This is a genomic window from Stenotrophomonas sp. P2112, from assembly GCF_041897515.1.
Classification (GTDB): Bacteria; Pseudomonadota; Gammaproteobacteria; order Xanthomonadales; family Xanthomonadaceae; genus Stenotrophomonas; species Stenotrophomonas sepilia.
In genome coordinates, this window is the sequence record NZ_CP169216.1 from 491,031 (window position 1) to 514,705 (window position 23,675).

General features: G+C 67.5%; 23 protein-coding genes. 13 read left to right on the forward strand and 10 right to left on the reverse strand.

Translation table 11 applies throughout. From position 1 onward, the window contains the following. Positions 1-7 precede the first annotated feature (7 nt). The 5 genes from ACEPA4_RS02325 (at position 8) to ACEPA4_RS02345 (ending at position 6,436) form a co-directional block, all read left to right on the forward strand. Positions 8-1,663, forward strand: coding sequence for a CsgG/HfaB family protein (locus ACEPA4_RS02325; RefSeq protein WP_164093140.1), 1,656 nt, complete (start codon positions 8-10; stop codon positions 1,661-1,663). A gap of 440 nt (positions 1,664-2,103) precedes the next feature. Further along, positions 2,104-3,753 carry a M28 family metallopeptidase gene (locus ACEPA4_RS02330; protein ID WP_164093523.1) on the forward strand — a complete coding sequence of 550 codons (1,650 nt, stop codon included), beginning with the start codon at positions 2,104-2,106 and terminating at the stop codon, positions 3,751-3,753. A 285-nt stretch (positions 3,754-4,038) separates the two neighbouring features. Continuing rightward, positions 4,039-5,298 carry a sensor histidine kinase gene (locus ACEPA4_RS02335; protein WP_061478621.1) on the forward strand — a complete coding sequence of 420 codons (1,260 nt, stop codon included), beginning with the start codon at positions 4,039-4,041 and terminating at the stop codon, positions 5,296-5,298. After that, complete coding sequence (locus ACEPA4_RS02340) at positions 5,288-6,058, forward strand: LytTR family DNA-binding domain-containing protein (RefSeq protein ID WP_005415102.1); 771 nt, start codon at positions 5,288-5,290, stop codon at positions 6,056-6,058. The genes ACEPA4_RS02335 and ACEPA4_RS02340 overlap by 11 nt, the downstream gene beginning before the upstream one ends. 33 nt (positions 6,059-6,091) lie before the next feature. Further along, positions 6,092-6,436, forward strand: coding sequence for a hypothetical protein (locus ACEPA4_RS02345; protein WP_065179265.1), 345 nt, complete (start codon positions 6,092-6,094; stop codon positions 6,434-6,436). A gap of 39 nt (positions 6,437-6,475) precedes the next feature. On the opposite strand, the gene ACEPA4_RS02350 is transcribed toward ACEPA4_RS02345, so the two are convergent. After that, positions 6,476-7,090, reverse strand: coding sequence for a hypothetical protein (locus ACEPA4_RS02350; RefSeq protein WP_164093522.1), 615 nt, complete (start codon positions 7,088-7,090; stop codon positions 6,476-6,478). A 309-nt stretch (positions 7,091-7,399) separates the two neighbouring features. On the opposite strand from ACEPA4_RS02350, the gene ACEPA4_RS02355 reads away from it, so the two are divergent. Then, positions 7,400-8,329 (forward strand): oxygenase MpaB family protein, encoded by a 930-nt coding sequence (locus tag ACEPA4_RS02355; protein WP_005415105.1) that lies wholly within the window; start codon positions 7,400-7,402, stop codon positions 8,327-8,329. Between the two features lie 110 nt (positions 8,330-8,439). Here the strand turns inward: ACEPA4_RS02355 and ACEPA4_RS02360 are convergent, their stop codons facing one another. Next, on the reverse strand, positions 8,440-10,551 hold the full coding sequence (locus tag ACEPA4_RS02360; protein WP_188239204.1) for a M13 family metallopeptidase: 2,112 nt from the start codon (positions 10,549-10,551) through the stop codon (positions 8,440-8,442). A 177-nt stretch (positions 10,552-10,728) separates the two neighbouring features. Here ACEPA4_RS02360 and ACEPA4_RS02365 point away from each other — a divergent pair, with 177 nt between their 5' ends. Then, on the forward strand, positions 10,729-13,791 hold the full coding sequence (locus tag ACEPA4_RS02365) for an EAL domain-containing protein (RefSeq protein WP_065186681.1): 3,063 nt from the start codon (positions 10,729-10,731) through the stop codon (positions 13,789-13,791). Between the two features lie 92 nt (positions 13,792-13,883). Here the strand turns inward: ACEPA4_RS02365 and ACEPA4_RS02370 are convergent, their stop codons facing one another. After that, complete coding sequence (locus tag ACEPA4_RS02370; RefSeq protein WP_164093520.1) at positions 13,884-14,765, reverse strand: LysR family transcriptional regulator; 882 nt, start codon at positions 14,763-14,765, stop codon at positions 13,884-13,886. A gap of 95 nt (positions 14,766-14,860) precedes the next feature. Here ACEPA4_RS02370 and ACEPA4_RS02375 point away from each other — a divergent pair, with 95 nt between their 5' ends. From ACEPA4_RS02375 to ACEPA4_RS02385, 3 genes are all read left to right on the forward strand, one after another. After that, entirely contained in the window at positions 14,861-15,271 is a 411-nt protein-coding gene (locus ACEPA4_RS02375) for a DoxX family protein (protein WP_065196179.1), read from the forward strand. A 31-nt stretch (positions 15,272-15,302) separates the two neighbouring features. Then, a complete protein-coding gene (locus ACEPA4_RS02380; protein WP_164093519.1) occupies positions 15,303-16,091 on the forward strand; it encodes a dioxygenase in 789 nt (262 codons plus the stop codon). Between the two features lie 117 nt (positions 16,092-16,208). Then, positions 16,209-17,858: a Na+/H+ antiporter gene (locus ACEPA4_RS02385; RefSeq protein ID WP_005415111.1), complete on the forward strand. Its 1,650-nt coding sequence runs from the start codon at positions 16,209-16,211 to the stop codon at positions 17,856-17,858. Positions 17,859-17,937: 79 nt separating this feature from the next. On the opposite strand, the gene ACEPA4_RS02390 is transcribed toward ACEPA4_RS02385, so the two are convergent. After that, positions 17,938-18,186, reverse strand: coding sequence for a DUF3297 family protein (locus ACEPA4_RS02390; protein WP_005415112.1), 249 nt, complete (start codon positions 18,184-18,186; stop codon positions 17,938-17,940). Between the two features lie 90 nt (positions 18,187-18,276). Here ACEPA4_RS02390 and ACEPA4_RS02395 point away from each other — a divergent pair, with 90 nt between their 5' ends. Further along, positions 18,277-18,819, forward strand: a complete 543-nt coding sequence (locus ACEPA4_RS02395; RefSeq protein WP_053498070.1) for a hypothetical protein — start codon at positions 18,277-18,279, stop codon at positions 18,817-18,819. 107 nt (positions 18,820-18,926) lie between these two features. Here the strand turns inward: ACEPA4_RS02395 and ACEPA4_RS02400 are convergent, their stop codons facing one another. From ACEPA4_RS02400 to msrB, 5 genes are all read right to left on the reverse strand, one after another. After that, a complete protein-coding gene (locus ACEPA4_RS02400) occupies positions 18,927-19,202 on the reverse strand; it encodes a DUF4031 domain-containing protein (protein ID WP_005415114.1) in 276 nt (91 codons plus the stop codon). 13 nt (positions 19,203-19,215) lie between these two features. Further along, complete coding sequence (locus ACEPA4_RS02405; RefSeq protein ID WP_005415115.1) at positions 19,216-19,710, reverse strand: hypothetical protein; 495 nt, start codon at positions 19,708-19,710, stop codon at positions 19,216-19,218. 97 nt (positions 19,711-19,807) lie between these two features. Further along, the gene (gene motB, locus ACEPA4_RS02410) at positions 19,808-20,746 is read right to left on the reverse strand and encodes a flagellar motor protein MotB (RefSeq protein ID WP_065186684.1); all 939 of its coding nucleotides are present in this window, start codon (positions 20,744-20,746) and stop codon (positions 19,808-19,810) included. Between the two features lie 3 nt (positions 20,747-20,749). Then, entirely contained in the window at positions 20,750-21,604 is an 855-nt protein-coding gene (gene motA, locus ACEPA4_RS02415; RefSeq protein ID WP_005407915.1) for a flagellar motor stator protein MotA, read from the reverse strand. 91 nt (positions 21,605-21,695) lie between these two features. Continuing rightward, positions 21,696-22,163 carry a peptide-methionine (R)-S-oxide reductase MsrB gene (gene msrB, locus ACEPA4_RS02420; protein ID WP_005415117.1) on the reverse strand — a complete coding sequence of 156 codons (468 nt, stop codon included), beginning with the start codon at positions 22,161-22,163 and terminating at the stop codon, positions 21,696-21,698. A gap of 140 nt (positions 22,164-22,303) precedes the next feature. On the opposite strand from msrB, the gene ACEPA4_RS02425 reads away from it, so the two are divergent. Both ACEPA4_RS02425 and ACEPA4_RS02430 read left to right on the forward strand, forming a co-directional pair. Continuing rightward, positions 22,304-22,675: a classical arabinogalactan protein 4 gene (locus ACEPA4_RS02425; protein WP_065179272.1), complete on the forward strand. Its 372-nt coding sequence runs from the start codon at positions 22,304-22,306 to the stop codon at positions 22,673-22,675. A 143-nt stretch (positions 22,676-22,818) separates the two neighbouring features. Beyond that, positions 22,819-22,998: a lana protein gene (locus ACEPA4_RS02430; protein ID WP_065186685.1), complete on the forward strand. Its 180-nt coding sequence runs from the start codon at positions 22,819-22,821 to the stop codon at positions 22,996-22,998. A gap of 111 nt (positions 22,999-23,109) precedes the next feature. On the opposite strand, the gene ACEPA4_RS02435 is transcribed toward ACEPA4_RS02430, so the two are convergent. Next, positions 23,110-23,589: a winged helix-turn-helix transcriptional regulator gene (locus ACEPA4_RS02435; RefSeq protein ID WP_005407919.1), complete on the reverse strand. Its 480-nt coding sequence runs from the start codon at positions 23,587-23,589 to the stop codon at positions 23,110-23,112. Between the last annotated feature and the right edge of the window lie 86 nt (positions 23,590-23,675).

Here is a 23,675-nt window from a genome sequence, read left to right on the forward strand (position 1 = left end):
CAACCCCATGCGTACGACCTCCCGTTTGATCGGCCTGGGCCTGGCCGCCGTGCTGCTTGCAGCCTGCGGCAAGCAGGACACCCCGGCCGCCGATGCGCCCACACCCGCCAAGGACAAGGCAACCAGTGCACTGGCCAGCAATGCGCCAGTGGAAGCAGCGCCCCTGCGTGGCACGCCGGATTTCGGCGGCACCACCCAGGTCGCGCGCGAGGCCGACGGCATCGGCAGCACCCCGGAACTGGCGGTGCTGGCGGCGCTGCAGTCGGCGGTGGCGCAGGTCAACGGTGTACGCGTGGCCAGCCAGATGCAGGGCCTGCGTGCAGGCCTGCATGTGGATGTGGATGACGAACACGTCGGCGATATCCGCGCCGACGCGTTCACCCAGCAGATGATCGCCGGCTCGCAGGGCGCGGTGCTGGGCTATGAAATCCTGTCGCAGGACGAAGTGCGGCAGCTGGACGAGGAAACCATCGCGCGCGTGCGCGCCAGCGATGAAGGCTGGAGCTTCAAGGGTTCGGCCTCTGCCAGCGCCTCTGGCGAAGCCACGGCCAAGGGCGGCGGTGCCTCGGCCAGTGTCAAGGAGCGCTACGACGAGAAGGTCAGCGTCGATGCCAAGCGTGGCGCAAGCTCGTTCGATTCCGACGTGACCCACCGCAGCATGCGCAGCTACTGGAAGGTACGCGTGCGTGCCCAGATCGCCCAGTACCGCGCACCGGACGAGCAGGGCAAGCCGAAGATCGTGGTCGCGCTGCCGCGTACGAAGGCCGGCAGCTATGCCGTGGGCGATGGCCGCGTGAGCGCCGATGAAGTGGCCGACGCGATCCGCGCACGCCTGTCCGACACGCTGACCCAGACCCAGCGCTTCATCGTGCTGGATCGCGAGTTCGGCGACGAACTGCAGGCCGAGATCGACCACATCAACAGCGGCAACGTGCGTTTGCAGGACACTGCCCGCGTCGGCCAGCAGCTGGCGACCGACCTGATCCTGATCCCGACCATCGAACGCTTCGAGTACCCGCGCAGCGTGCGCAACCTGCGCATGTCCGACCGTCAGGTGACCTCATACTCCGGTGGCGGCCGCATCACCCTGCGCCTGGTCAACGCCACCACTGGCCAGGTGGTGATGTCCGACAGCTTCGATCACCAGTTGGCCTCGACCGGCCCGAGCACCCTGCCGCGTGTGGTCAACGGCCGCAACATGGCTGCGGCGATGATGGAATCGCTGTCCGGCCAGATCGGCACCAGCATCGTCACCACGCTGTTCCCGGTATCGGTGGTGTCGGTGGACGGTGACCAGGTGGTGCTGAGCCAAGGCGGTGACACCGTGCAGGCCGGCCAGCGCTGGCAGGCCGTGCGCCTGGGCGAGGAACTGAAGGACCCGCAGACCGGCCGTTCGCTGGGCCGCAGCGAACACCCGTGCTGCACCATCCGCATCGACCGCGTGGCTGCGCAGACCTCGTACGGCACCATCGAAGATGGCGTCGACGCGATGCGCGGCGGCTTCCGTCCGGGCCAGATCGAACTGCGCCAGAAGCTGGGCAGCAAGCCGGCTGCCGCTGCTGCTGGCGCAACGGCCTCGGCAGCACCGGCTACCGCCGCGCGCCCGGTGGCCAAGCCGAAGCCCAAGCCTGCTGCCGCCCCGGCCGAAGACCCGAACTGGTAACACGCCCAAGCAACACACAGATGGGGTCAGAGCCCTTTCCTGCCGGGAAAGGGATCTGACCCCTTCGTGTTTCCGTCCGTGTTGACCAAGGTCGACACCCACCAACAGCAGCAGAGATCTGTCGAAGGCGGGGTGGGTCCGGTTGCGGGGGTGTCCGCGGCATGAATGCCGCGGCCAAGCCCCCAAGGGTGAGGGCGCTTTGCTTGCGAAGCATTGCTTCGCAAGCGCCCGAACGCACAGCCGCCAGCGGCTGGGCCGGACCGCGGAGCGGGGTTTACGGCGTCCCCCGCAACCGGACCCACCCCGCCATCCCACCGAATGCCTGCTTCTGCTGTTGCTGTTGCTCCAGCTGTTGCTGCTGCCCTGGCTTCGGCGGGTGCAGGGCGCAGCCCTGCCGAATCCCATTACACTCCAGAGAGATTTCCCTGCTGGAGAGAGCAATGAAACGAGTGGTACTGGGCGTGCTGGCCCTGTCGGTGTCGAGCGCACTGATGGCGGCCACCCCGAAATTCGATGGCGCGCGGATCTCCGCCGACGTCAAGGAACTGGCCTCCGACGCCTACGAAGGCCGCTCGCCGGCCACCGCCGGCGAAGAGAAGACCATCGCCTTCCTCAGCAAGCAGTTCGCCGATGCCGGCCTGCAGCCGGGCGGTGACCTCAAGGACGGCAAGCGCCTGTGGACCCAAGCCGTGCCGCTGCGCAAGGGCGACATCGTCGGCACACCGCAGCTGGCGCTGCACCAGGGCGGCAAGACCGTTGCGCTGGAGCAGGGCAAGCAGATTGCCGTGCGCGCCGCCATGAACGGCGCCAGCAACGTCGACATCAGCAAGGCCCCGCTGGTGTTCCTCGGCTATGGCGTGAAAGCGCCGGAGCGCAACTGGGACGACTTCAAGGGCGTGGACCTGAAGGGCAAGATTGCCGTCGTACTGATCAACGATCCGGACTTCGAAACCGGCCAAGGTGATTTCGACGGCAAGGGCATGACCTATTACGGCCGTTGGACCTACAAGTACGAGGAAGGCGCGCGCCAGGGTGCACTGGGCGTGCTGATCGTGCACGAGACCGCACCGGCCTCCTATGGCTGGGCCACCGTGGCCGGTTCCAACACCAACACCATGTTCGACGTGGTGCGCGACAACCCGGCCGAAAGCCACCCGCTGCTGGAAGGCTGGATCCAGCGCGACCTGGCCGTGGAGCTGTTCCGCTCCGCCGGGCAGGACTTCGAGGCGCTGAAGAAGAAGGCGCAGCAGCGCGACTTCACCCCGGTGCCGCTGACCGGCGCCAGCCTGGACGCGAAGTACGCGGTGAAGACCGAAGTGATCACCTCGCACAACGTGGCCGCACGCCTGGAAGGCAGCCGCCATCCGGATGAGACGATCATCTACAGCGCGCACTGGGACCACATTGGCGTGGGCGAGCCGGACGCGCGCGGTGACCGCATCTTCAACGGCGCACTGGACAACGCCAGCGGTACCGCCTCGCTGCTCGAGCTTGCCCGTGGCTTCGCCAAGGAAACGCGCCCGCAGCGCTCGCTGCTGTTCCTGGCGGTCACCGCCGAGGAGAAGGGCCTGCTGGGTTCGGAGTACTACGCCACCCATCCGCTGTACCCGCTGGAAAAGACCGTGGCGGTGATCAACATGGACGGCATGGCGCCGTTCGGCCCGTCGCGTGACTTCGGCATCTACGGTGCCGCGCGTTTCGAGCTGCTGGACCAGCTGAAGGACGTGGCCAAGGGCTGGGACATCCGCTACACGCCGGACCCGAAGCCGGAAGCGGGCCTGTTCTTCCGCTCCGATCACTTCCCGTTCGCCAAGCGTGGCGTGCCGGCACTGTCCTGGTCGGCCGGCCAGGACTGGGTGGACGGTGGCGTCGCCGCAGGCAAGAAGGCCTCCGAGGACTACACCGCCAAGCGCTACCACCAGCAGGGCGACGAATGGCAGCCGGACTGGGTGTTCGCCGGTGCCGCCCGCGACCTGGAAGTGCTGTACACGCTGGGCAACCAGCTGGCCAACGCGCGCAGCTGGCCGAACTGGAGCAAGGACGAGTCGTTCCGCGCCGTGCGTGACGCCAGCGCCGACCAGCGCAAGTAAGGGCGTTCGGTAGTGCCGGCCGCTGGCCGGCAACCGCACTCGGTCCGGGCAACCGTCCCCTGAGTCAGGGGGCGGCGCCATAGGCGCGGGGGTGTGGGTGCTGGTGAGATGGGGCCCACGGCTTGCGCAGGCGAGCCGTGGGAGCGCCAGCGCGAATGCGCAGGCGCGTTCCCGGCATTTCCATAGCGGCTTCCATCCGCACTTTCCGGCCCTTCGTCGCAGGGCGCTTGCTTGCCCGGCCGGCCGCCCTATGCTCGGCTCACCCCCTTCCTCCAAGGCGCCGCCGTGTTCGCCAGCCTTTCACTCCTGTTCCGTCACCTGCTGGCCTGGGCTGCGGCGCTGTTCGTCGCTGGCATGGTCTGGAGCGGCATCTTCAGTGGCATGAACGATGGCCCGGGCTGGATTTTCGGCCTGCTGGCGATGTTCCTGATCATTTCCGCGCTGGGCAGTGCCATCACCCACATCCGCCGGGTCTGGCTGGTGGCCGGTCGCCTGGATGCCACCACCCTGTCCGGTCGCCAGCGCCGCCAGATCGAACTGCCGATGGACGCCGGCCACGCCTTTTCGGTGGTGGAGGCGGCAATCTCCGAACTACCCCGCGTGGAAGATGTGGAAAGCTCGGCCGGCAGCCTGCAGGTGCGCGCCTATGTGCGCCGGGTCGATCTCTGGAATGGCCGCCAGCCATCGCGCTGGAATCTGCCTGCGCGGCTGGCGATCAAGCGCAACAGCGTGCTGGCAACGGTCACGCCGGGGCAGGGCACCAGCACTGTTACCCTGCTGTTCGAACCCGATGCCGGCTGGTGGGCCGACCTGCTGGCGCTGGACGAGGGCAGCAACTTCGAGAACGCCGAAGCAGTCACCCGCGCGATCAGTCGCCGCGTCGCCGACCAGCGCCGCGACGAACAGGCTGCGGCCGAACAGACCCAGGTGGAAAAGGAACTGTCGGTGGCGCGCTTGAACCTGTTGCATGCGCAGGTGGAACCGCACTTCCTCTACAACACGCTGGCCAATGCGCAGGTGCTGACCCGCACCGACCCGGCACGGGCCGAACAGATGCTCGGCCACCTGATCCAGTACCTGCGCAGCTCGTTGCCACAGGTGGACGAATCGGTGTCCACGCTGGGCGTGGAGCTGGAACGCACCCGCGCCTACCTGGAGATCCTGCGCATCCGCATGGGTGCACGGCTGGCGGTGGAAGTGCAGGTGCCCAACGAACTGCATGGCGTGCACCTGCCGGCGATGGCGCTGCAGACGCTGGTGGAAAACGCGATCAAGCATGGCCTTGAACCCAAGCCCGGCGGAGGCACGATCTGGATCCTGGCGCGCGGCTTCGATGACCACGTGACGGTGACCGTGGCCGACGATGGGCTCGGCTTCGGCCAGGGCACCAGTGGTACCGGCATCGGCCTGAAGAACCTGCGCGAGCGCCTGCGCCTGACCTGCGGTGAGCAGGCCGGCGTGGCGATCGTCGCCAACTTCCCCAGCGGCGTGGCAGCGACCATGACCCTGCCGCAGTCGCACAAGGAGCGCAGCCATGCCGCTTGAAGCCCTGATCGCCGAAGACGAGGACCTGCTGCGGCAGTCACTGGTGGAGCAGCTGGGCCGGCTGTGGCCGGACCTCGCGCTAGTGGCCGAGTGCGAGGATGGTGCCAGCGCACTGGAGCAGCTGGCCGAGAAGCAGCCGGACATCGCCTTTCTCGATATCCGCATGCCTGGCATCAGCGGCATCGAGGTGGCACGCTCGCTGTCCGAGCTGAGCCCGCGCACCCAGGTAGTGTTCGTCACCGCCTACGACCAGTACGCCATCGATGCGTTCGAGCAGGGCGCGATGGATTACCTGTTGAAGCCGGTCAGCGACGAGCGCCTGCTGGCCACCCGCGAGCGCATCCTGTCGCGGCTGCCATCGACGCGCCAGGACGATGCCGTGCTGGAGCGCCTGCTGCAGCGGTTGGGCCCATCGCAGGGCGCAGCCGAGCGCCCGCCACTGGCCTGGATCACCGCCAGCAACGGGCGCGAGACGCAGCTGATCATGCTGGAAGACGTGGCCTACTTCCGCGCGGACAACAAGTACACCACCGTGGTCACCGCCACCGGCGAAAGCCTGCTGCGCACACCATTGCGCGAGCTGCTGGAAGTGCTCGATGCGCAGCACTTCCGCCAGATCCATCGTTCGACCATCGTCAACATGAAGGCGGTGGCGGCGGTCAGCCGCGACGATACCGGGCGCGGCGTGCTGCGCCTGCGCGGGCGCACGGAGACGCTGGTGGTCAGCCAGCCGTTCATGAGCCTGTTCCGCGGCATGTAGCCGCAGCAGCATCCCCTTCACCGAGGAACGAACATGCCCCGACTGTTGATTGCGTGCATTGTCGTGCTGGCGTTGGCCGGCTGCGAAAGGTCCCGCAACACCTCGATCACGCGCACCCACGCCAACGGCGTGGACACGCTGTACAGCAAGGCTACCGTCGTCGATGGCGAGGCTCGTTTCCAGTGCATTGCCAGCAGCAGTGGTGCCTGCCACTACCTGGTGCTCGATCCGGGCTGCAGCCCCGATGCGGCGTGTACCGCACCGCCGCTGCGCCGGTTCGCAGTTGCAGCAGGCAAGACCGAGGCCATGCGTGGCCTGCCCGACGGCTTCCGCCAGTGCGTCAGCCAGGACCCGATAGAACACTGCCACCGTGAGTGATCACGGTGGCAGTGTGGGTCCCCCCGCTTCCCTGAAGGCTCAGTAGGCAGGTTGCAGTGTCAGGTCGTGATGGTGCTCGGTCTCGCCCACATGGTTGAGGCGGCCGACCAGTTCGGAGTGCTGCTTCATCCGGCCGATCTCGGTCATGATGCGGATGTCCTCGTGGCGCAGTTCGCGCCTGGCGGTGACCGCCTGCTTGTAGTCCAGCACTTCCGGGTAGTGCTCGGCCAGGTCCAGCGCCTCGGCCACGTGTTCGACGCTGTCGGCCTTGGAACTGATGCGGGCGCGACTGTTGAACGCCTTCATCCAGCGCTCGAAGCCGGCCTGCTGATCGAACATGTTGGCCATGAACCAGATCACGAACAGGATCGAGACCCACGAGCCGAACACGATCACCACGCGGGTGAAGGTGATATGGAAGTCATCGCGCCACAGGTAGTTGGCGATCAGGCCCAGGATCAGCAGCGAGGCCGCCTGCCAGCCGACGATCGAGGCGATCAGCCACTGGCACTTGGCCTGGGCCAGCACCGCCACTTCATCGCGGATCTGCTGCTCGCTCAGGCTGCGCCAGTGCGCCACCTGTTTGTCGAACGGGCTGCTGTAGAGCTCGTTGTCGCGAAGCAGAATTCCCAAACCCTTGAACAAGGCAATCATGGCTGGCTCCTTGTGGAACGTGCGTCGATCAGCATTGGACGGTGTGGCAGGTCCAGTTCTAGCACTTCCAGCGGGCCGTGCAACGGGGGCAATGCCAAGCGGCGCAAGGGTTTGCCCGGCGGGGGTGAAAATTGATGCATTGCATCATCGCAGTCGCAGCCTGCGACAGGATGTCGCAGGGTGAAACGTGCTGCGGCCGCACATGAAACCGTCGCTGAGCGGGGAGGCTCGCCGCCGGAGGCGTGATCGCCGAGAATCGGAGCCAACCGCGCAAGACGCGACTGTTCTTCCGCCTTTCCTGGACCTGTGATGCCGGCTCTGCTGCAGCGACTCTCCCGCCCCGTCACCGCGCCGATCCGACGCTGGGTACTGGACGCCTTCCCGCGCGGCCAGAGCGGCATCGATTACGACCATCCGCAGGGCGACCCGGGCTGGTTCGGCCCGGACAGCGTCACCTGGCGGCTGCACGCCGAATTCCCCTCGATGCTCGCCGGTGGCCTGTGCGCGCTGATGCTGCAGACACTGCACCCACGCGCGCTGGCCGGGGTCTATGACCACTCCAATTTCCGCCAGGACCTGGTGGGTCGGCTGCGCCGCACCACGGCCTTCGTTGCCGGCACCAGCTATGCGCCCAGCGGCGAGGTGGAGGCGCTGGTGGCCAAGGTGCGCCGCATCCATGCGCAGATCCGCGGGCAGACCGCGCAGGGCGAGCCCTACGCCGCCGACGATCCGCAACTGCTGACCTGGGTGCACGTGACCGAAGCCTTCGGTTTCCTGCAGGGTTTCCGACGCTACGGGCGCGAGGTGCCGGCGCACATCGCCGATCGCTATTACGACGAGTACCGTTGCGTGGCCGAGGCACTGGGCGCGGTGGATGTGCCGCGCAGCGAAGCGGAAGTGGCGGCGTACTTCTGTGCACGTCAGCCGGAGCTGCGTGTGGATGAGCGCTCGCGCGAGGTGCTGGAGGTGCTGTCCGGCGTGCGCCTGCCGGTACCGGTGCCGGGGCTGTCGCGCGAGGTGTTCCTCGGTGCGGGCGCGGCGCTGCTGCCGGACTGGGCCGAAGGCATGCTTGAACGCAGTGGCCGCCAGCGCGCGCAGGCGGCGGCGTCTGCGAAGCTGATGCAGGGCATGGCGCCGCTGTTCCGCCGCGCACTGCCCGATGGCCTGGCCAGTCGCGCCTGTGCACGCATGGGCGCTCCGGTGGAGATCCTGCGCGAGTGGCCCGCGGTTGCCTGGTAGGTGCCAAACTTGGTTGGCACGCCTTTCACGCGGTGCCGCGGAAGCGCCAACCAAGGTTGGCAGCTACCCGCAAGTGAAACGGGCGCCTTGCGGCGCCCGTTCCGGTTACATCACCACACCTTGACCCGCTTGTCCGGGGCCAGGTACAGCTTCTGGCCTTCCTTCACCTCGAACGCCGGGTACCAGGCGTCGATGTTGCGCACGGTCAGTGCGCGGAACTGGCCCGGTGCATGCACATCGGTCAGCAGCGAGTTGCGCAGCGCCTGCTCGCGGCTCTTGCTGCGCCAGGCCTGGGCGAAGCCGAGGAAGAAGCGCTGGTCCGGGGTGAAGCCTTCCAGGGTCTGGCCCGGCTTGCCCTGCAGCGACAGCTGGTAGGCGTCGTAGGCGGTGCCCAGGCCGGCCACGTCGGCGATGTTCTCGCCCAGGGTCAGCTTGCCGTTCACATGCACGCCCGGGAACGGCTCGTAGCTGCTGAACTGCGCGGCCAGCGCATCACCGGCGGCGTTGAACTGCTTCAGGTCCTCGGCGGTCCACCAGTTGTGCAGCTTGCCGGTTTCATCGAACAGCGCACCGGCGTTGTCGAAGCCATGGCTGATCTCGTGGCCGATCACCGCGCCAATCGCACCGTAGTTCACCGCGTCGTCGGCGGCGCCGTCGAAGAACGGCGGCTGCAGGATCGCCGCCGGGAACACCAGGCGGTTTTCCAGCGGTACGTTCATCGCATTGATGGTCTGCGGCAGCATCGCCCACTCGCTGTGGTCGACCGGCTTGCCCAGCTTGGCGATGTTGCGCTGGTACTCGAACAGCTCGGCGCGCTGCGCGTTGCCCAGCGGGTCATCACGGCGGATCTCAAGGCCAGTGTAGTCGCGCCACTTCTCCGGATACCCCATGCCCACGGTCAGGCCGGTAACCTTGGCCTTGGCATGTGCCTTGGTCTGCGGCGACATCCACGACAGCGCGTCGATGCGCTTGGCGAACGCGGCGATGATGTTCTTCGCCATCTCGTCCGCGCGCTCCTTGGTCTTGGCGTCGAAGTGCTTCTCGACATAGCGCTTGCCGATGGCTTCGCCGACGGCATGGTTGGCATCATCCACGGCGCGCTTCCAGCGGTCGCTCTGCTGCGGCGTGCCGCTCAGCGCGGTGCCGTGGAAGGCGAAGCGGGCATCGGCGAATTTCTTCGGCAGGTAGGCGGCGGCACGGTCCAGCGCGTGGAAGGCCAGGTAGTCCTTCCACACCTCCAGTGGCTCGGTGGCGACCAGCCTGGACAGGCCGGCCACGGCCTTGGGCTGCCAGACGATGAAGTCCTGCTGGTTGCCCAGCGCGGCCGCATCGAGGAACGCGCTCCAGTCCATGCCCGGCGCCTTGGCATTGAAGTCGGCCTGGGTCCAGGGGTTGGCGCCCTTGGTCACATCATTGGTTTCTTCCTGGGTGGCATGCGCCTGCGCGATCTTCGTTTCCAGCGCCAGGATGCGCTGCGCCTTGCCAGCCGGGTCGGCCACACCGGCCAGCTGCAGCATCTGCGCGATGTAGGCCTGGTACTGCTTGCGCAGCTCGGCCATGCGGCCATCGCCCAGGTAGAAGTCACGGTCGGGCATGCCCAGCCCGCCCTGCACCAGGTACGGCGCGGTGCGGTCCGGTTGCAGCATGTCCACCGAGACCCACAGGCCGAACAGGCGGTCGGTGTAGAAGTTGGTGGCGTTGAGCAGGTCGACGTCGGCGCGCAGGTCGCCGCCGAGGGCGCGGGCCAGCCCGGCCTTGTCGGCGATCGCATCGATGGCCTTCAGCTGCGGCTGCACCGGCGCCAGACCACGCTGCTCGATGCCAGCCTCGTCCATGTAGGCGGCGTAGTAATCGCCGATCAGCTTGTCGTCACCGCTGGCCTTGGTGTTGCCGGCGGCACCTTCGAGAATGGCGCGGGTGTCGGCCAGGGTCTTCTCGGCAATGACGTTGAAGCTGCCGAAGCGCGAGCGGTCGGCCGGAATCTCGGTGTTCTTCACCCAGGTGCCATTGGCGAAGCCGAAGAAGTCGTCGCCGGCGGCGATGCTGCGGTCCATGCCGCTGGCATCGAAGCCGAAACTGCCCAGCATCGGCTTGGCCGCAGCGGGGGCGGCATCGGCCGGCGCGGTGGCACCGGCGGCCGGTTCGGCCGGGCGGTCACAGGCGGCCAGGGACAGGCTGGCAACGATGGCCAGCGCCAGGGTGGGACGGCGCAGCTTGGACATGGACTTCTCTTGCAGCGGAAAACCCCAAGTCTAATCCGCTCCGGCGCCACTGGCCGCGTCCTTGCGCCGCCCGTCCTGTGCAGGATCTGGCTGAACGCGCAGACGCGATCTTCACGCCGTCACCGGGGTGGTGCATGCTGGACCCTGGAGCCCTGCGTGGACACGGGGGAGGTGGCCATGCAGGGTGGGGTCAGGCGTCAAGAATGGCGTCCGCCGGCCGTTGAGGTCGGGGACGTGGAGGATTCGTTCGCGCATGAAGCCAGCCGACTGCACAAGGAAGATCAACCGATGCCCGCGCTGAAACGGGCGTTGGCACGGCCGCTGCGCGCCATCACCTGGGGCGGTGTGCTGCTGGGCGTTCTGCTGGTGACCGGCCTGACCCTCATGCTGGTCAATGACTACCACCGCCGCCTGGAAGCGGCGCAGCGGCAGAGCCGCGCGCTGGCGGTGGGCAGCGAGCGCCTGCTGGCGCTGGAGCTGCGCAACCTGGAACGCGCCCTGTCCGGCATCGCCGCCGACGCCGCCGAGGTGTTCCGCAGTGTGCCGGTACAGGCGCCGGCCTTGATGGATGCCTCCATCGGCGGCGTGCTGCGCCGGCATGCCGAGCTGCACAGCATCGTCGTGCTCGACAGCCATGGCCGACCGCTGACGGCCGGCACGGGCGACCTGCAGCTGCCGCTGTGGACCGATCCGCAGCGCCGTGGCCTGGGCAGCGCGCTGTACATCGGCCCGCCGCAGCGGGCCAGCGATGGCGGCTGGGTGGTGCCGCTGGCGCTGGCGATGGCCGACGGGCGCTGGCTGCTGGCGCGGCTGCGCTGTGGCGAACTGCAACGCATCGTCGGCGGCCTCGATGTCGGCCCCAACGGACTGGTCTCGATCAGCGATGCCGAGGGTTACATGCTGGCCCGCGTGCCTGATCCGCACGGCACGGTGGGCCGCCGCTACGACCTGCCGCGCCGTGACCTGCTCGGCACGCAGGCGGTGGTCGAGCTGGGAAGCGTGCCGGGCGTGGTCGACGGCGTACCGCGCATCATCACCATCAGCACGCTGGAACACAGCCCGCTGGCGGTGCAGGTCGGCCTGGCCGACGAAGACGTACTGGCGCCGTGGTGGCCGTACCTGCAGGCGTCGGTGGCGATCGTACTGGCTTACATCGCGGTGTTGCTGGTGCTGCTGTACGCCGTGCGGCGCAGCACCCGCAGCCAGCAGGCCATGGCCGAGGAGCTGAAAACAGGCCACGCCGAGCTGCGTCTTGCGCACCAGGTTGGTCGTGTCTGTACCTGGTACGTGGATGAGGACGCCGCACTGCTGCGCTGGTCGCCGCTGGCGCGCGAGATCTTTGGCGTGCAGACCGATGCGCTGCCGGTGGCCGATTTCTTCGCACGCGTGCACCGCGACGATGCCGCGCGCCTGCAGCATGCCTTTGACCAGGCATTCGCCGGCAGCGCCGTGCTCGACCAGGTGTTCCGCCTGGTATTGCCCGGGGGCGAGGTGCGCTGGGTGGGCGCACGTGGGCAGCGGGTGGAAGTGGCCGACAGCGAGCGGCGCATGATCGGCGCGCTGACCGACCTGAGTGAGCGTTACCAGGCGCGCGAGCAGGTGAGCGAGGTCGAGCGCCGCTTCCGGCTGCTGTTCGACCGCAATCCTGCACCGTTCTGGGTATTCGACCCGGATACGCTGCGCTTCATCGAGGTCAACGACGCTGCGGTGCGCCAGTACGGCTACAGCCGCGACGAGTTTCTGTCGATGAGCATCCTCGACATCCGCCCGCGCGAAGGCTGGGACGAAGTGCGTGGTGCCATCCAGCGCGCACAGGTGGGCGATCCTCCGGACGCGACCGTCCGCCTGCACCGGCGCAAGGACGGTAGTGTGTTCGAGGTGCGCGCACACCTGTCCAGGCTCGATTTCGACGGACAACCCGCGTGCCTCGTGCTGGCCGAGGATGTCAGCGAACGGCTGGCCTACGAGCGTGACCTGGCCTATCGGGCACGGCACAACCCGGCCACTGGCCTGCTCAACGTGCGCGCCCTGACCGAACAGCTGGACGAGCAGCAGCAGGGCTACACCATCGCCTTCGTGCAGTTGCGTGGCCTGCAGCTTGTGGCCGATACGCTGGGCCGTGAGATCGGCGATGCGGTGCTGCAGTCGATGGCGACCCGGCTCGGTGGACTGGGGGCGCGTTGCGGCACGCTGGCATTCCAGCCGGCGGAAGACTTCGTGTTCGCGATCGGGGCCGAGCACGATACCCAGCGCGTGCTGGATGACCTGCTGCAGATCGTGTCAGCGCCGATGCGTGGCAAGGATTCACTGCACCAGTTCGAACCGCGCATCGGTGTGGCCGTGCACACTGCCGGTGACGGCCACAGCGCCGAGCAGGTGATCGGCATGGCCGCGCAGGCCGCGCACGCGGCGCGTGCCGAGGGCAACGTGGTGGTCTGGTTCGATGCGGCAGTGACCACGCGGCTGGCCGACCGCCTGCGCCTGGCCGGGCGCATCCATGCCGCCATCGACAACGAGTTCCAGCTGTACTTCCAGCCGATCCGGCACGCCAGCGATGGCAGCCCGGCCGCGCTGGAGGCCCTGCTGCGCTGGCCGCAGGCCGATGGCAGCTTCATCCCGCCCAACGAGTTCATCCAGCTGTGCGAGGACACCGGGTTGATCCTGGCACTGGGCCGCTGGGTGATCCGCGCCGCGGCGAAGGCACAGCGGCGGTTGGTCGAGGCCGGTTGGGGCGAGCTGCCGATTGCAGTCAACGTGTCGGCAGTGCAGTTCTTCAACAGCGACCTGGTGGCCGAATTCACCCGCGTCCAGCAGGAGTTCGGACTGGCCCGCGGCGCACTGCACGTGGAGCTGACCGAGAGCAGCCTGATGCGCAAGCCGGCGCAGGCGATGCAGACCATGCAGCGCCTGCACGAGCAGGGCATCAGCGTGTCGCTGGACGATTTCGGCACCGGCTATTCCAGCATGTCCTACCTGCAGCACCTGCCGCTGGACATCCTGAAAATCGATCGCAGTTTCGTGGCGGACGTGGAAACCAATCCGCGCAACGCTTCGATCTGCCGCGCATTGCTGTCGCTCGGCCACAGCATGGGCCTGACCATCATCGCCGAGGGCGTTGAAACGCCGGGGCAGCTGGACTGGTTGGCTGCGCATGGCTGCGACCAGGTGCAGGGCTACCTGCTGGGGCGGCCGGCGCCGCTGGAGCGGATCATCGACGCGCTGGATGAAGTCCCTGCCTGATCGGGGCTTCGTACTTGCCGGCCAGCGGCCGGCACTACCCGACTGAAGCATGACGGTAGTGCCGGCCGCTGGCCGGCAGGCACCCGACTCGGCTACACCCCGGCCTCCACCAGGTGGTCGATGAAACTGCGCACCTTCGGCGCCAGGTGGCTGCGGCTGGCATACACCACGAAGATGCCGATCGGCGAGGCCTCCCATTCCGGTAGCACGCGTACCAGGCGGCCATCGGCCAGCGCGTGTTCCAGCAGGAAGTCGGGTTGCAGGATCACACCCATGCCGGCGATCGCCGCTTCGCGCAGCACGTCGCCGTTGTTGGCGTGCAGCAGGCTGTTCACCGCCACCTTCACTTCACCGCCGGGTCCCTGCAGCGGCCAGTGGTCGCCAGCGGCCCAGTAGCTGTAGCTCAGGCATGCGTGATCCTGCAGGTCCTGCGGCGTCTGTGGGGTACCGCGTGCAGCCAGGTAGGCCGGCGCCGCGCACAGGCTCACCCGCGATTCGCCCAGCTGGCGCGCGATCAGCGCCGGGCTCGGCTCGCGGGTGATGCGGATGGCCACGTCGTAGCCTTCCTCGACCATGTCCACCAGGCGGTCGGACAGGGCCAGGTCCAGTTCCACCTGCGGGAAGCGCTCGCGGTAGCTGGCCAGCAACGGGCCAAGGCGGGCGATGCCCCAGCTGACCGGTGCGTTGATGCGCAGCGTGCCCGAGGGTTCCAGCGCCTGCGCGCCGATGCTGGCCTCCAGCGCGTCGAACTCGGCCAGCAGGCGCACGCACTGGGCGTAATAGGCGGCGCCGGTGCTGGTGGGGCTGACCCGCCGCGTGGTGCGGTGGAGCAGGCGGGTGGACAGGCGCTTTTCCAGTGCCGCGACCTGGCGGGTGACGCCGGCGGTCGACATGCCCAGGGCCTGTGCCGCGGCACTGAAGCCGTTGCGCTCGACCACCGCTACGAACACGCGCATCGCCTCGAGGGTGTCCATTGTTGCGCCTTATGAAATAAATACCGTCAGACGATCGTATTTATCGGCTCGTGAAGTAGCAATAACCTGTATCCACTCCCTTCAAGGTGCTTCCCATGCACACCGCCCCCCCTCCCGTTTCGCCGCTGGCCCCTTACGGCGCCACCCTGCTGCGCCTGGCCCTGGGCGTGCTGTTCCTGGTCCATGCGCTGATCAAGCTGCTGGTGTTCACCCCGGCGGGCACGGCGGCATTCTTCGAATCGTTGGGCCTGCCCGGCGTGCTGGGTTACCTCACCATCGGCGCCGAGCTGGTGATCACCACTGCGCTGCTGCTGGGCATCTACGCGCGCTGGGTCGGCCTGGCCGGCGTGCCGCTGCTGCTGGGCACCATCGTCACCGTGCACGGCGCCAACGGCTTCGGTTTCGCCAATGCCGGCGGCGGCTGGGAATACCCGGCGTTCTGGGCACTGGCGCTGGTGGTGCTGTTCCTGGTCGGCGACGGCAAGTGGACCCTGCGTTCGCGCTGATCGCCGCCTGATCCTGCAACTGGAGCATTCCATGTCCCGCCTGCCTTCGTTGTACATCTCCCACGGCTCGCCGATGACCGCCCTGCATCCGGGCCAGGTCGGCGTGCGCCTGGCCGAGCTGGCGCGCGACCTGCCGACGCCGCGCGCCATCGTGATGGCCTCGGCGCACTGGCTGGGTCGGCAGCCGCTGGTCGGCGCGCATCCGCAGCCGCCGACGATCCACGACTTCGGCGGCTTCCCGCGCGCGCTGTTCGAACTGCAGTACCCGGCGCCCGGCGATCCGGCGCTGGCCGAAGAAGTGGCCCGCCGCATCGCCGCTGCCGGCCTGCCGGTGGCGCTCGACCCTCAGCGTGGCCTCGACCATGGCGCGTGGGTGCCGCTGCGGCTGCTGCGCCCGCAAGCCGACATCCCCGTGGTGCCGCTGTCGATCCAGCCGCTGCTCGGCCCCGGGCACCAGTTCGCGCTGGGCCGCGCGCTGGCGCCACTGCGTGAGCAGGGCGTGCTGCTGGTCGGCTCGGGCAGCATCACCCACAACCTGCACGACTGGGGCGACTACCAGGACGGCAAGGAAGCGCCGTACGTGCGGCCCTTCATCGAGTGGGTCGAGCAGCGCCTGGCCGCCGATGATCGCCAGGCCCTGTTCGACTACCGCCTGCAGGCACCGTTCGCCGAACGCGCGCACCCGACCGACGAGCACCTGCTGCCGCTGTTCTTCGCGATGGGCGCAGCCGGCGAGGACGGCTTCGGTGCACGCCGCATCGATGCCGGCATCGATGCCGGCTTCCTCGCCATGGACCTGTACCGCTTCGACGGGGCATGAGCCGGGGCTGACGCGCGACCGCCCCGGCCGTCGCGCTCATGGCCGCATGTGGTAGTTTTTTCCGGGTTTCCGGCGCTGGCCTTCGAGCCTCCCCGCGCGCCGCTTCCTGGAAGAAGCATGCATACCATTGAAGTCGTCCTGGCGATGCTGGTGGCCGTTGTCGCCAGCGGCTACCTGGTTCGCGTCCTCCCGTTCTCGTTGCCGCTGCCGCTGGTGCAGATCGGCCTGGGCGCGGTCATCGCCGGGGTGTTCAACCGCGGCCACGCGCTGGAGCCGGAAGTGTTCTTCCTGCTGTTCCTGCCGCCGCTGCTGTTCCTTGATGGCTGGCGCATCCCCAAGCAGGGCCTGTTCCGCGACAAGGGCGCGATCCTCGAACTGGCGTTTGGCCTGGTGGTGTTCACCGTGATCGGTGCCGGCCTGCTGATCCACTGGATGATTCCAGTGATGCCATTGGCGGTGTGCTTCGCGCTGGCGGCCATCGTCTCGCCGACCGACCCGGTGGCGGTCGGAGCGATCGCCTCCAAGGCACCGATTCCCAAGCGACTGATGCACATCCTGGAAGGCGAGTCGCTGCTCAACGATGCGTCCGGCCTGGTCTGCTTCCGTTTCGCGGTGGCGGCGGTGATGACCGGCTCCTTCTCGCTGGCCACGGCCTCGCTGACCTTCCTGTGGGTGGCGGTGGCCGGCCTTGCCGTGGGCGTGGCGGTCACCCTGGGCGTATCCACGTTCCAGCGCTGGTTGTGGCGCCGCTTCGGCGAGGAACCGGGTGCGGCGATGCTGGTCAACCTGCTGATCCCGTTCGCGGCCTATCTGCTGGCCGAAGAAATCCATGCCTCGGGCATCCTCGCCGCCGTGGCGGCCGGTATCGCGATGAGCTACGTGGAGCTGACCGGCCGTGTCTCCGGCAGCATGCGCGTGCAGCGTGCGGGGGTCTGGAACATGCTGCAGTTCAGCTTCAACGGCATCATGTTCGTGCTGCTGGGCGAGCAGCTGCCGGGCATCGTCGAACGCGCCACCACCACCATGAACGAGTCCGGCCACCAGAGTGCATGGTGGCTGCTGGTGTACGTGGTGGTGATCAACCTGGCGCTGATCCTGTTGCGCCTGCTGTGGGTATGGTTGTCGCTGCGCTGGAACCTGCTGCGTGCACGCCGCCGAGGCCTGGAACGCGGCGAGGCACCGAACTGGCGCATCGTGGTGGCGACCTCGGTGGCCGGCGTCCGCGGCGCGATCACCCTGGCCGGCGTGCTGACCCTGCCGTTGTTCCTGCCTGATGGCAGCGCGTTCCCGGCGCGCGACCTGGTGATCTTCCTGGCCGCGGCGGTGATCCTGTTCTCGCTGGTCGGCGCCAGCGTGGCGCTGCCGCAGCTGCTGAAGGGCCTGCAGCTGCCGGCCGATTCGGGCGAGCGCAAGGAAGAGGACCTGGCACGCCGGCTGTCGTCCAAGGCTGCGCTGGCCGGGGTCGAGCGCATGCGCCAGCAGCTGGTGATGAACCAGAACACCGAGAACGTGCAGCTGTACAACGACGCTGCCTCGCGGGTGAGCCTGCTGTACCAGCGGCACCTGGAGAAGGACAACGACGGGCCCGACGTGGACCCGGAGAAAGTGCGGCGCATGGAGCTGGGTTACCGCCAGCTGCGCAGCGCCGGCCTCAATGCCGAGCGCGAGGAGCTGTTCCGGTTGACCCGGCGCGGGGTGATCTCCGATGAGATCTCGCGGCGCCTGATCCGCAACCTGGACCTGCTGGAATCGCGCAAGCGCGAGTGACTCGGCGGCCATGCGCCGTCGAGCGGGGTCAGATCCCTTTCCGCAGGAAAGGGATCTGACCCCGGGTCGGAACAGCCGGTTATTCCGGCTTCTGGTCCAGGAAATACACCTCGACCTTGCCCTTGACCTTGATCGTCATCGGGTTGCCGCGGCGGTCGCGGGCCTTGCCGGCCTGCACGCGGATCCAGCCTTCGCTGACCGAGTATTCCTCGACGTTGTCGCGCTCGACGTCGTTGAAACGCACGCCGACGCCGCGCTCCAGCGCCTGTGCATCATGGAAGGGGCTGGCCGGATTGATCGCCAGGTGGTCGGGAGGGGTATCGCTCATCGCTTCATTCACAGTGACGGCCACCAAGGCCGGCTTCAGCGGCACAGGATAAACCGTAGAATGCCGGCCTGCCCCAGAGGACGTTCCGCCATGCCCGACAACAGCGACTATTTCGACTTCGAGGAAGACATCCACGACTTCGACGAGGATGGATTCGAGGCGCGGGTCTGGAACCTGCTGGTGCTGATCAACCCGGGCGACGAAGAGTTGGCCCTGCAGCAGTTCAACCGCTGGCGCGAGCACCTGTCCGAGGACGGGCAGCCGCTGGAAGCGGACAGCGACTGGTTGCCGGCGCTGTTCACCGCCATCGCCTGGCAGTCCGGTTTCGAGGTGGAGCGCGACGACCTGGAATCGCTGCAGTCGGCGGTCAACGAGCTGTCGGCGCGCTTCAACCTGCAGCTGGACTGGGGCGGCGACCTGGATGACGAGGACTTCGCCGAGGACCTGGACGGTGTGCAGCTGATGTCCACCGCCTTCGACCGCCTGCGCGAGCACAACTACACGCTGTGGAGCGTGGATACCGGCAGCGACGGCTTCACCGGCGTGATGGCGCTGACCCGTGACGACGACGCGATGCTGGCGCTGTGCTCGCTGCTGAACGTGGAGATCCGACTGGGCAGCGACCCGTTCTGAACGGGCCGGCAGCGCTGCGCATGTAGAGCCGAGCCCGCGCTCGGCTGCAGTCCGCGTAGAGCAGCCGAGCATGGGCTCGGCTCTACAGGAGGCAAACGGCAGCGCGCCTACGGCCGGTACTGCGCCCTGGCGTTGGCAATCACCGCTTTGACCAGGTCACGATCGGTGTGCCGGGAAATCGCCCGCGCGCCAAGCGCGATCGCCTGCGTACGCAGCTCGGCCGTGACATCGTAGTGGGCACCGCTGGCCTTGTTCTGGAAGGCCCGCGGTGGGATGCCGAGCTGCGCCGCCATCGCGTGCAGCTCGGCCAGGGTGTCGGCCATCAGGTGCGCCCAGCGCTGTCCGCGCCAGGGATGCACCGCGTCATCGACGTAGACCGTCACCGCCGCGGCCGGTTCAGGCCTGCGGCTTGCTGTCGCTGTCAGCGGCCGGGCTGGCCTCGGCGTCGGCAGCAGCTTCAACCACATCGCCTTCGGCGGCCTCAGTGGCTTCTTCGCCTTCTTCGGCTTCCACGGTCTCGAACTCGGACACCAGCTTGTCCAGGTACTCGTCAGCGGTCTGGCCGGATTCGGCGGCCAGGGTGTCCAGCAGCTTCTGCAGCAGCTCGGAATACTCCAGGTTGACCTTGCGGCCTTCCTTTTCCTGCACGTTGGACAGGTGCTTGAGCATGGCCAGCATCGGCACCGGGTTCTCGGCGTTGCCCATGGTCTGACCACCGATGGCCAGCAGCCATTCGCGGCCCTGCAGGCCGATGGCGGCGACCACCTGGCCGTCTTCGTTGGTCAGCACGGCATGGTTCTGCACCTGCTGCTGGGCATTCAGGCGCAGGAACGGGCGCTTGGCCTGCTGCTTCTTGCGCTTGTCGCGCTTGGCCTTGGAGTTCTGGGACATGGGGTGGGGTCACCTGGAAACGGAAAGACCGCCATTGTAGCGGCCGCACGCAGGTGGGGTCAGATCCCTTTCCAGGGGAAAGGGATCTGACCCCGGTTCAGTGCGCCTCACCCTGCGCGGCCTGCACGTCAGGGTCGGCGGTCGGCGCCGACAGCCCCACCTGCGGGCCGGCACCGGCCAAGGCGGCAGCTTCGGCGGCCTGGGTCATCACCACGATGCTGATGCGGCGGTTGATCGGGTTCTGCGGGTCGGCCTTGTCGAACAGCACCGATGAAGACAGACCGACCACGCGGGTGATCTTGTTGTCCTCCAGGCCGCCGTCCACCAGCGCGCGGCGGGCGGCATTGGCACGATCGGCGCTCAGTTCCCAGTTGCCGTAGCCACGTGCAGCCGAATAGGCGGTGATGTCGGTGTGGCCGGTCAGGCTGATCCGGTTCGGCACGTGGTTCAGGTAGTTGGCCAGCTCGTGCAGGATCTGCTGCGTGTACGGTTTCAGCGTGGCGCTGCCGAGGTCGAACATCGGCCGGTTCTGCTTGTCCACGATCTGGATGCGCAGGCCCTCCGGGGTCAGGTCCAGCAGCAGCTGGTCCTTGAACGGCTCCAGGGCCTGGCTCCTGCTGATCGCTTCCTGCAGCTCCTTCATCAGTGCTTCCAGCTGCTGCTTGTCGCGCTGCTGCTGGTCCACCGGCTGCGGTACCGCTTCCTTCTGGTTCTGGAAGGGGTCGTTGCTGTTGCCACGCGAAATGTCGGTGGCACCGCCCAGCTTGATCATCGAGGTGCTGGCGCCGCCCGGGCCGGCCATGCCGGGCGCCGGCGTGGCGCTCTGACCGCTCAACGGGCTGGGGTTGCGGAAGTACTCGGAAATGGCCGCACGGTCGTTCTTGTTGGTGGTGGCCATCAGCCACAGCACCAGGAAGAACGCCATCATCGCGGTCACGAAGTCGGCATAGGCCACCTTCCACGAACCACCATGATGGGCGGCGTGGCCGGCCTTCTTGACCCGGCGGACGATGACGGTGGGCTTGGTCTCGGCCATGGCTTACTTGACCGTCTTCAGGTGCTGCTCGAAATCGGAGAAGGCCGGGCGCACGTTCGACGGCAGCGTCTTGCGGGCGAACTCCAGCGCGATCTTCGGGTTGTAACCGCGCAGGCAGGCCAGCAGGGCGGTCTTGACCGATTCGTAGATGCGGCTGTCCTGCTCGGCGCGGGCCTCCATCGCGGCGGCCATCGGGCCGACGAAGCCGTAGCCCAGCAGGATGCCCAGGAACGTACCGACCAGCGCGCCGGCCACGTGGCCACCGACCTCGACGATGTCGCCACCGATCGAACCCATGGTGATGACGATGCCCAGCACCGCGGCGACGATGCCGAAACCGGGCAGCCCGTCGGCGACCTTGGTCAGCACCTGTGAGGGTGCCATGGCCTCGGCGTGGTGCTTTTCCAGCTCCAGTTCCAGCAGCGGTTCCAGCTCATGCGGCTCGATGTTGCTGCCGATCATCAGGCGCAGGCAGTCGGTGATGAAATCGATCAGGTGGTGGTCGGCCTGCACCTTGGGGTAGTTGCCGAACAGCGCGCTTTCGGCCGGGCGCTCGACATGGTCTTCCAACGCCATGAAGCCTTCGCGGCGGGCCTTGTTGAGCAGTTCATAGAGCAGGCTGAGCACATCGATGTAGTCCTGCTGCTTGTAGCGCGGGCCCTTGAACACACCCACCATGGCCTGCAGGGTCTGCTTGACCGTCTTGGCCGGGGTACCGACCAGGAAGGCGCCGAGCGCGGCGCCGCCGATGATGACCAGCTCATAGGGCTGCCAGAGGGCACCCAGGCGGCCGTGGGCACCGAGGTAGCCCCCGATCACGCTGATGATGACGACCAGGAATCCAACGATGATGAGCATGGGGCGACGCAAGGAGAGGGGATATCTCCTTGTCGGCCCGTCGCCCGGTTTTCTGAAGAGGGAATTCTGTGAAATCGGTCAGCGGGGTGTTTCAGCCCGCCACGCCGCTTTCTGCGCCGCCACGCTGCAACGGATCGGGCCAGGGCTCGCCATTGCCGGTGAACGAAAGTGAGACGGAGTTCAGGCAGTGGCGCTCGTAGGTGGGCGGCGGACCATCCGGGAACACGTGGCCCAAGTGGCTGCCGCAGCGCGCGCAGGTGATCTCGGTGCGCACCATGCCGTGGCTGGTATCACGGATCTCGCGCACGTGCGCCGGGTCGAACGGGGCAAAGAAGCTGGGCCAGCCGGTGCCGGAATCGAACTTGGTGCTGGAGCGGAACAGTGGCAGCGCGCACAGCCTGCAGCAGTAGACGCCCTCGCGCTTGTTGTCGAGGAACACGCCGCAGAACGGCGCCTCGGTGCCGTGCTGCAGCAGCACGCGGCGCTCCTCGCTGCTGAGGCCAGCGATCAGCGCCTCGGTCTGGGTGGCAGTGGGGGGCGTCAGGTCGAAGGCGGTCATGGCGGCGCTCCGTGGGGTCGATGGCCTGGGGATGGCGGAAAACGTGGGGGTGAAGACGCGACCTTGCAAGTGTGATGGCCGTTCATGGGCGGCACACAGGGGCGGGCGCAAGGTGAACGCGATCCACGCCGGAGCGTGCCATGAAACCAATCCTTCCCCTGCTGCTGGCCCTGTTGCCCATCGTCGCGCTGGCGCAGGTGCCGACCGCCGACCCGACTGCGACCCGCAGCGCGACCACCGTGACGCCGCAGCCCGTGGCACCACCGCCACAGGCCGCTCGCCCGCAACCGCAGGTGCTGCCGTCGCCGCAGCCGGCGCAGCCGATCAGATCCACCGGTCCGGCCCGGGTCGCGCCGACGCCGGTGCCGAAGCCGGCCGACAAGGTCTATGACCGCAATGGCCGCATCGTTCCGGGCGTGCGCCCGGCCGGCCCGAACCGCGTGTTCGATTCGCGCACCGGCCGCTATTACGACAGCGTGCCGGCCGGCGATGGGCAGCAGATCAAGCGCTGAGTCCTGGTGCCACCAAGGTTGGCTGCTGGCTGACGCTGAGCGGGCTGAACGCACGAAAACAGCATCCAGCCGATCACTGCTTTTTCGCCTGCGATTAACCGTTGCGGGACCACCGTGGCCCTGCGCCGGCATTCCGCCGCCGCATGTCCTTCGTCCACTGGATCGCGACCATGAAAAACCAGCAGAACCGTCATCCCGGCAAGGAACCGCAGGGCCGCAACCCGCAGCAGCAACAGCAACAGCAACAGATGGAGCCGCAGCCGCCGCACAAGGGCGGCAAGCAGCAGGAACAGCGCACGCAGAAGCATCCGCAGCAGCGCTGACTGTCGCCATGACCGGGGTCAGAGCCCGCTGCGCGGGATCCGACCCCTTGCCAGATGCCGACCGGGGTCGGATCCCGCGCAGCGGGCTCTGACCCCAACCGGTTCCCAGCTTCAATCCGGAATCGGCAGGCTCAGCGTCTCCTTCACCTCTTCCATCACGATGTAGCTCTTCGACTCACGTACATGCGGCAGTGTCAGCAACGTGCTGCCGAGCAGCTTGCGGTAGGAAGCCATTTCACTGATCCGTGCTTTCAGCAGGTAATCGAAGTCGCCCGACACCAGGTGGCACTCCAGCACGTTGGGCAGCTTCAGCGCGGCGCGCCGGAACTCCTCGAAGATGTCGCCGGACTTGTAGGCCAGGCTGATCTCCACGAACACCAGCAGGCTGGCCTTCACCGCGGCCGGGTCGAGGTGGGCGTGATAGCCAGTGATTACCCCTTCGCGTTCCAGGCGGCGTACCCGCTCGGTGCACGGGGTGGTCGACAGGCCGACCCGCTCGCCCAGCTCGGTGAAGGAGATGCGGCCTTCGGCCTGCAGGATGCGCAGGATCTTGCGGTCGATCTTGTCCAGTTCGCGGGTACGGGTGGCCATGGCCGTCAACCTTGGGGAATGAATTGCAGGAGAACATCCTGCCGGTTGATTTCAATTCAGGCAAATCAACTGGTATTGGCTGTCTA

Bases quoted from the DNA above. Each gene is read 5' to 3' on its own strand.
- msrB (WP_005415117.1), bottom strand. From the start codon at position 22,163: ATGACCGCCTTCGACCTGACGCCCCCCACTGCCACCCAGACCGAGGCG.
- ACEPA4_RS02425 (WP_065179272.1), top strand. From the start codon at position 22,304: ATGAAACCAATCCTTCCCCTGCTGCTGGCCCTGTTGCCCATCGTCGCG.
- ACEPA4_RS02355 (WP_005415105.1), top strand. From the start codon at position 7,400: ATGCCGGCTCTGCTGCAGCGACTCTCCCGCCCCGTCACCGCGCCGATC.
- ACEPA4_RS02345 (WP_065179265.1), top strand. From the start codon at position 6,092: ATGCCCCGACTGTTGATTGCGTGCATTGTCGTGCTGGCGTTGGCCGGC.
- ACEPA4_RS02340 (WP_005415102.1), top strand. From the start codon at position 5,288: ATGCCGCTTGAAGCCCTGATCGCCGAAGACGAGGACCTGCTGCGGCAG.
- motB (WP_065186684.1), bottom strand. From the start codon at position 20,746: ATGGCCGAGACCAAGCCCACCGTCATCGTCCGCCGGGTCAAGAAGGCC.
- ACEPA4_RS02365 (WP_065186681.1), top strand. From the start codon at position 10,729: ATGCAGGGTGGGGTCAGGCGTCAAGAATGGCGTCCGCCGGCCGTTGAG.
- ACEPA4_RS02350 (WP_164093522.1), bottom strand. From the start codon at position 7,090: ATGATTGCCTTGTTCAAGGGTTTGGGAATTCTGCTTCGCGACAACGAG.
- ACEPA4_RS02370 (WP_164093520.1), bottom strand. From the start codon at position 14,765: ATGGACACCCTCGAGGCGATGCGCGTGTTCGTAGCGGTGGTCGAGCGC.
- ACEPA4_RS02390 (WP_005415112.1), bottom strand. From the start codon at position 18,186: ATGAGCGATACCCCTCCCGACCACCTGGCGATCAATCCGGCCAGCCCC.
- ACEPA4_RS02360 (WP_188239204.1), bottom strand. From the start codon at position 10,551: ATGTCCAAGCTGCGCCGTCCCACCCTGGCGCTGGCCATCGTTGCCAGC.
- ACEPA4_RS02325 (WP_164093140.1), top strand. From the start codon at position 8: ATGCGTACGACCTCCCGTTTGATCGGCCTGGGCCTGGCCGCCGTGCTG.
- ACEPA4_RS02395 (WP_053498070.1), top strand. From the start codon at position 18,277: ATGCCCGACAACAGCGACTATTTCGACTTCGAGGAAGACATCCACGAC.
- motA (WP_005407915.1), bottom strand. From the start codon at position 21,604: ATGCTCATCATCGTTGGATTCCTGGTCGTCATCATCAGCGTGATCGGG.
- ACEPA4_RS02330 (WP_164093523.1), top strand. From the start codon at position 2,104: ATGAAACGAGTGGTACTGGGCGTGCTGGCCCTGTCGGTGTCGAGCGCA.
- ACEPA4_RS02405 (WP_005415115.1), bottom strand. From the start codon at position 19,710: ATGTCCCAGAACTCCAAGGCCAAGCGCGACAAGCGCAAGAAGCAGCAG.
- ACEPA4_RS02385 (WP_005415111.1), top strand. From the start codon at position 16,209: ATGCATACCATTGAAGTCGTCCTGGCGATGCTGGTGGCCGTTGTCGCC.
- ACEPA4_RS02380 (WP_164093519.1), top strand. From the start codon at position 15,303: ATGTCCCGCCTGCCTTCGTTGTACATCTCCCACGGCTCGCCGATGACC.
- ACEPA4_RS02435 (WP_005407919.1), bottom strand. From the start codon at position 23,589: ATGGCCACCCGTACCCGCGAACTGGACAAGATCGACCGCAAGATCCTG.
- ACEPA4_RS02375 (WP_065196179.1), top strand. From the start codon at position 14,861: ATGCACACCGCCCCCCCTCCCGTTTCGCCGCTGGCCCCTTACGGCGCC.
- ACEPA4_RS02430 (WP_065186685.1), top strand. From the start codon at position 22,819: ATGTCCTTCGTCCACTGGATCGCGACCATGAAAAACCAGCAGAACCGT.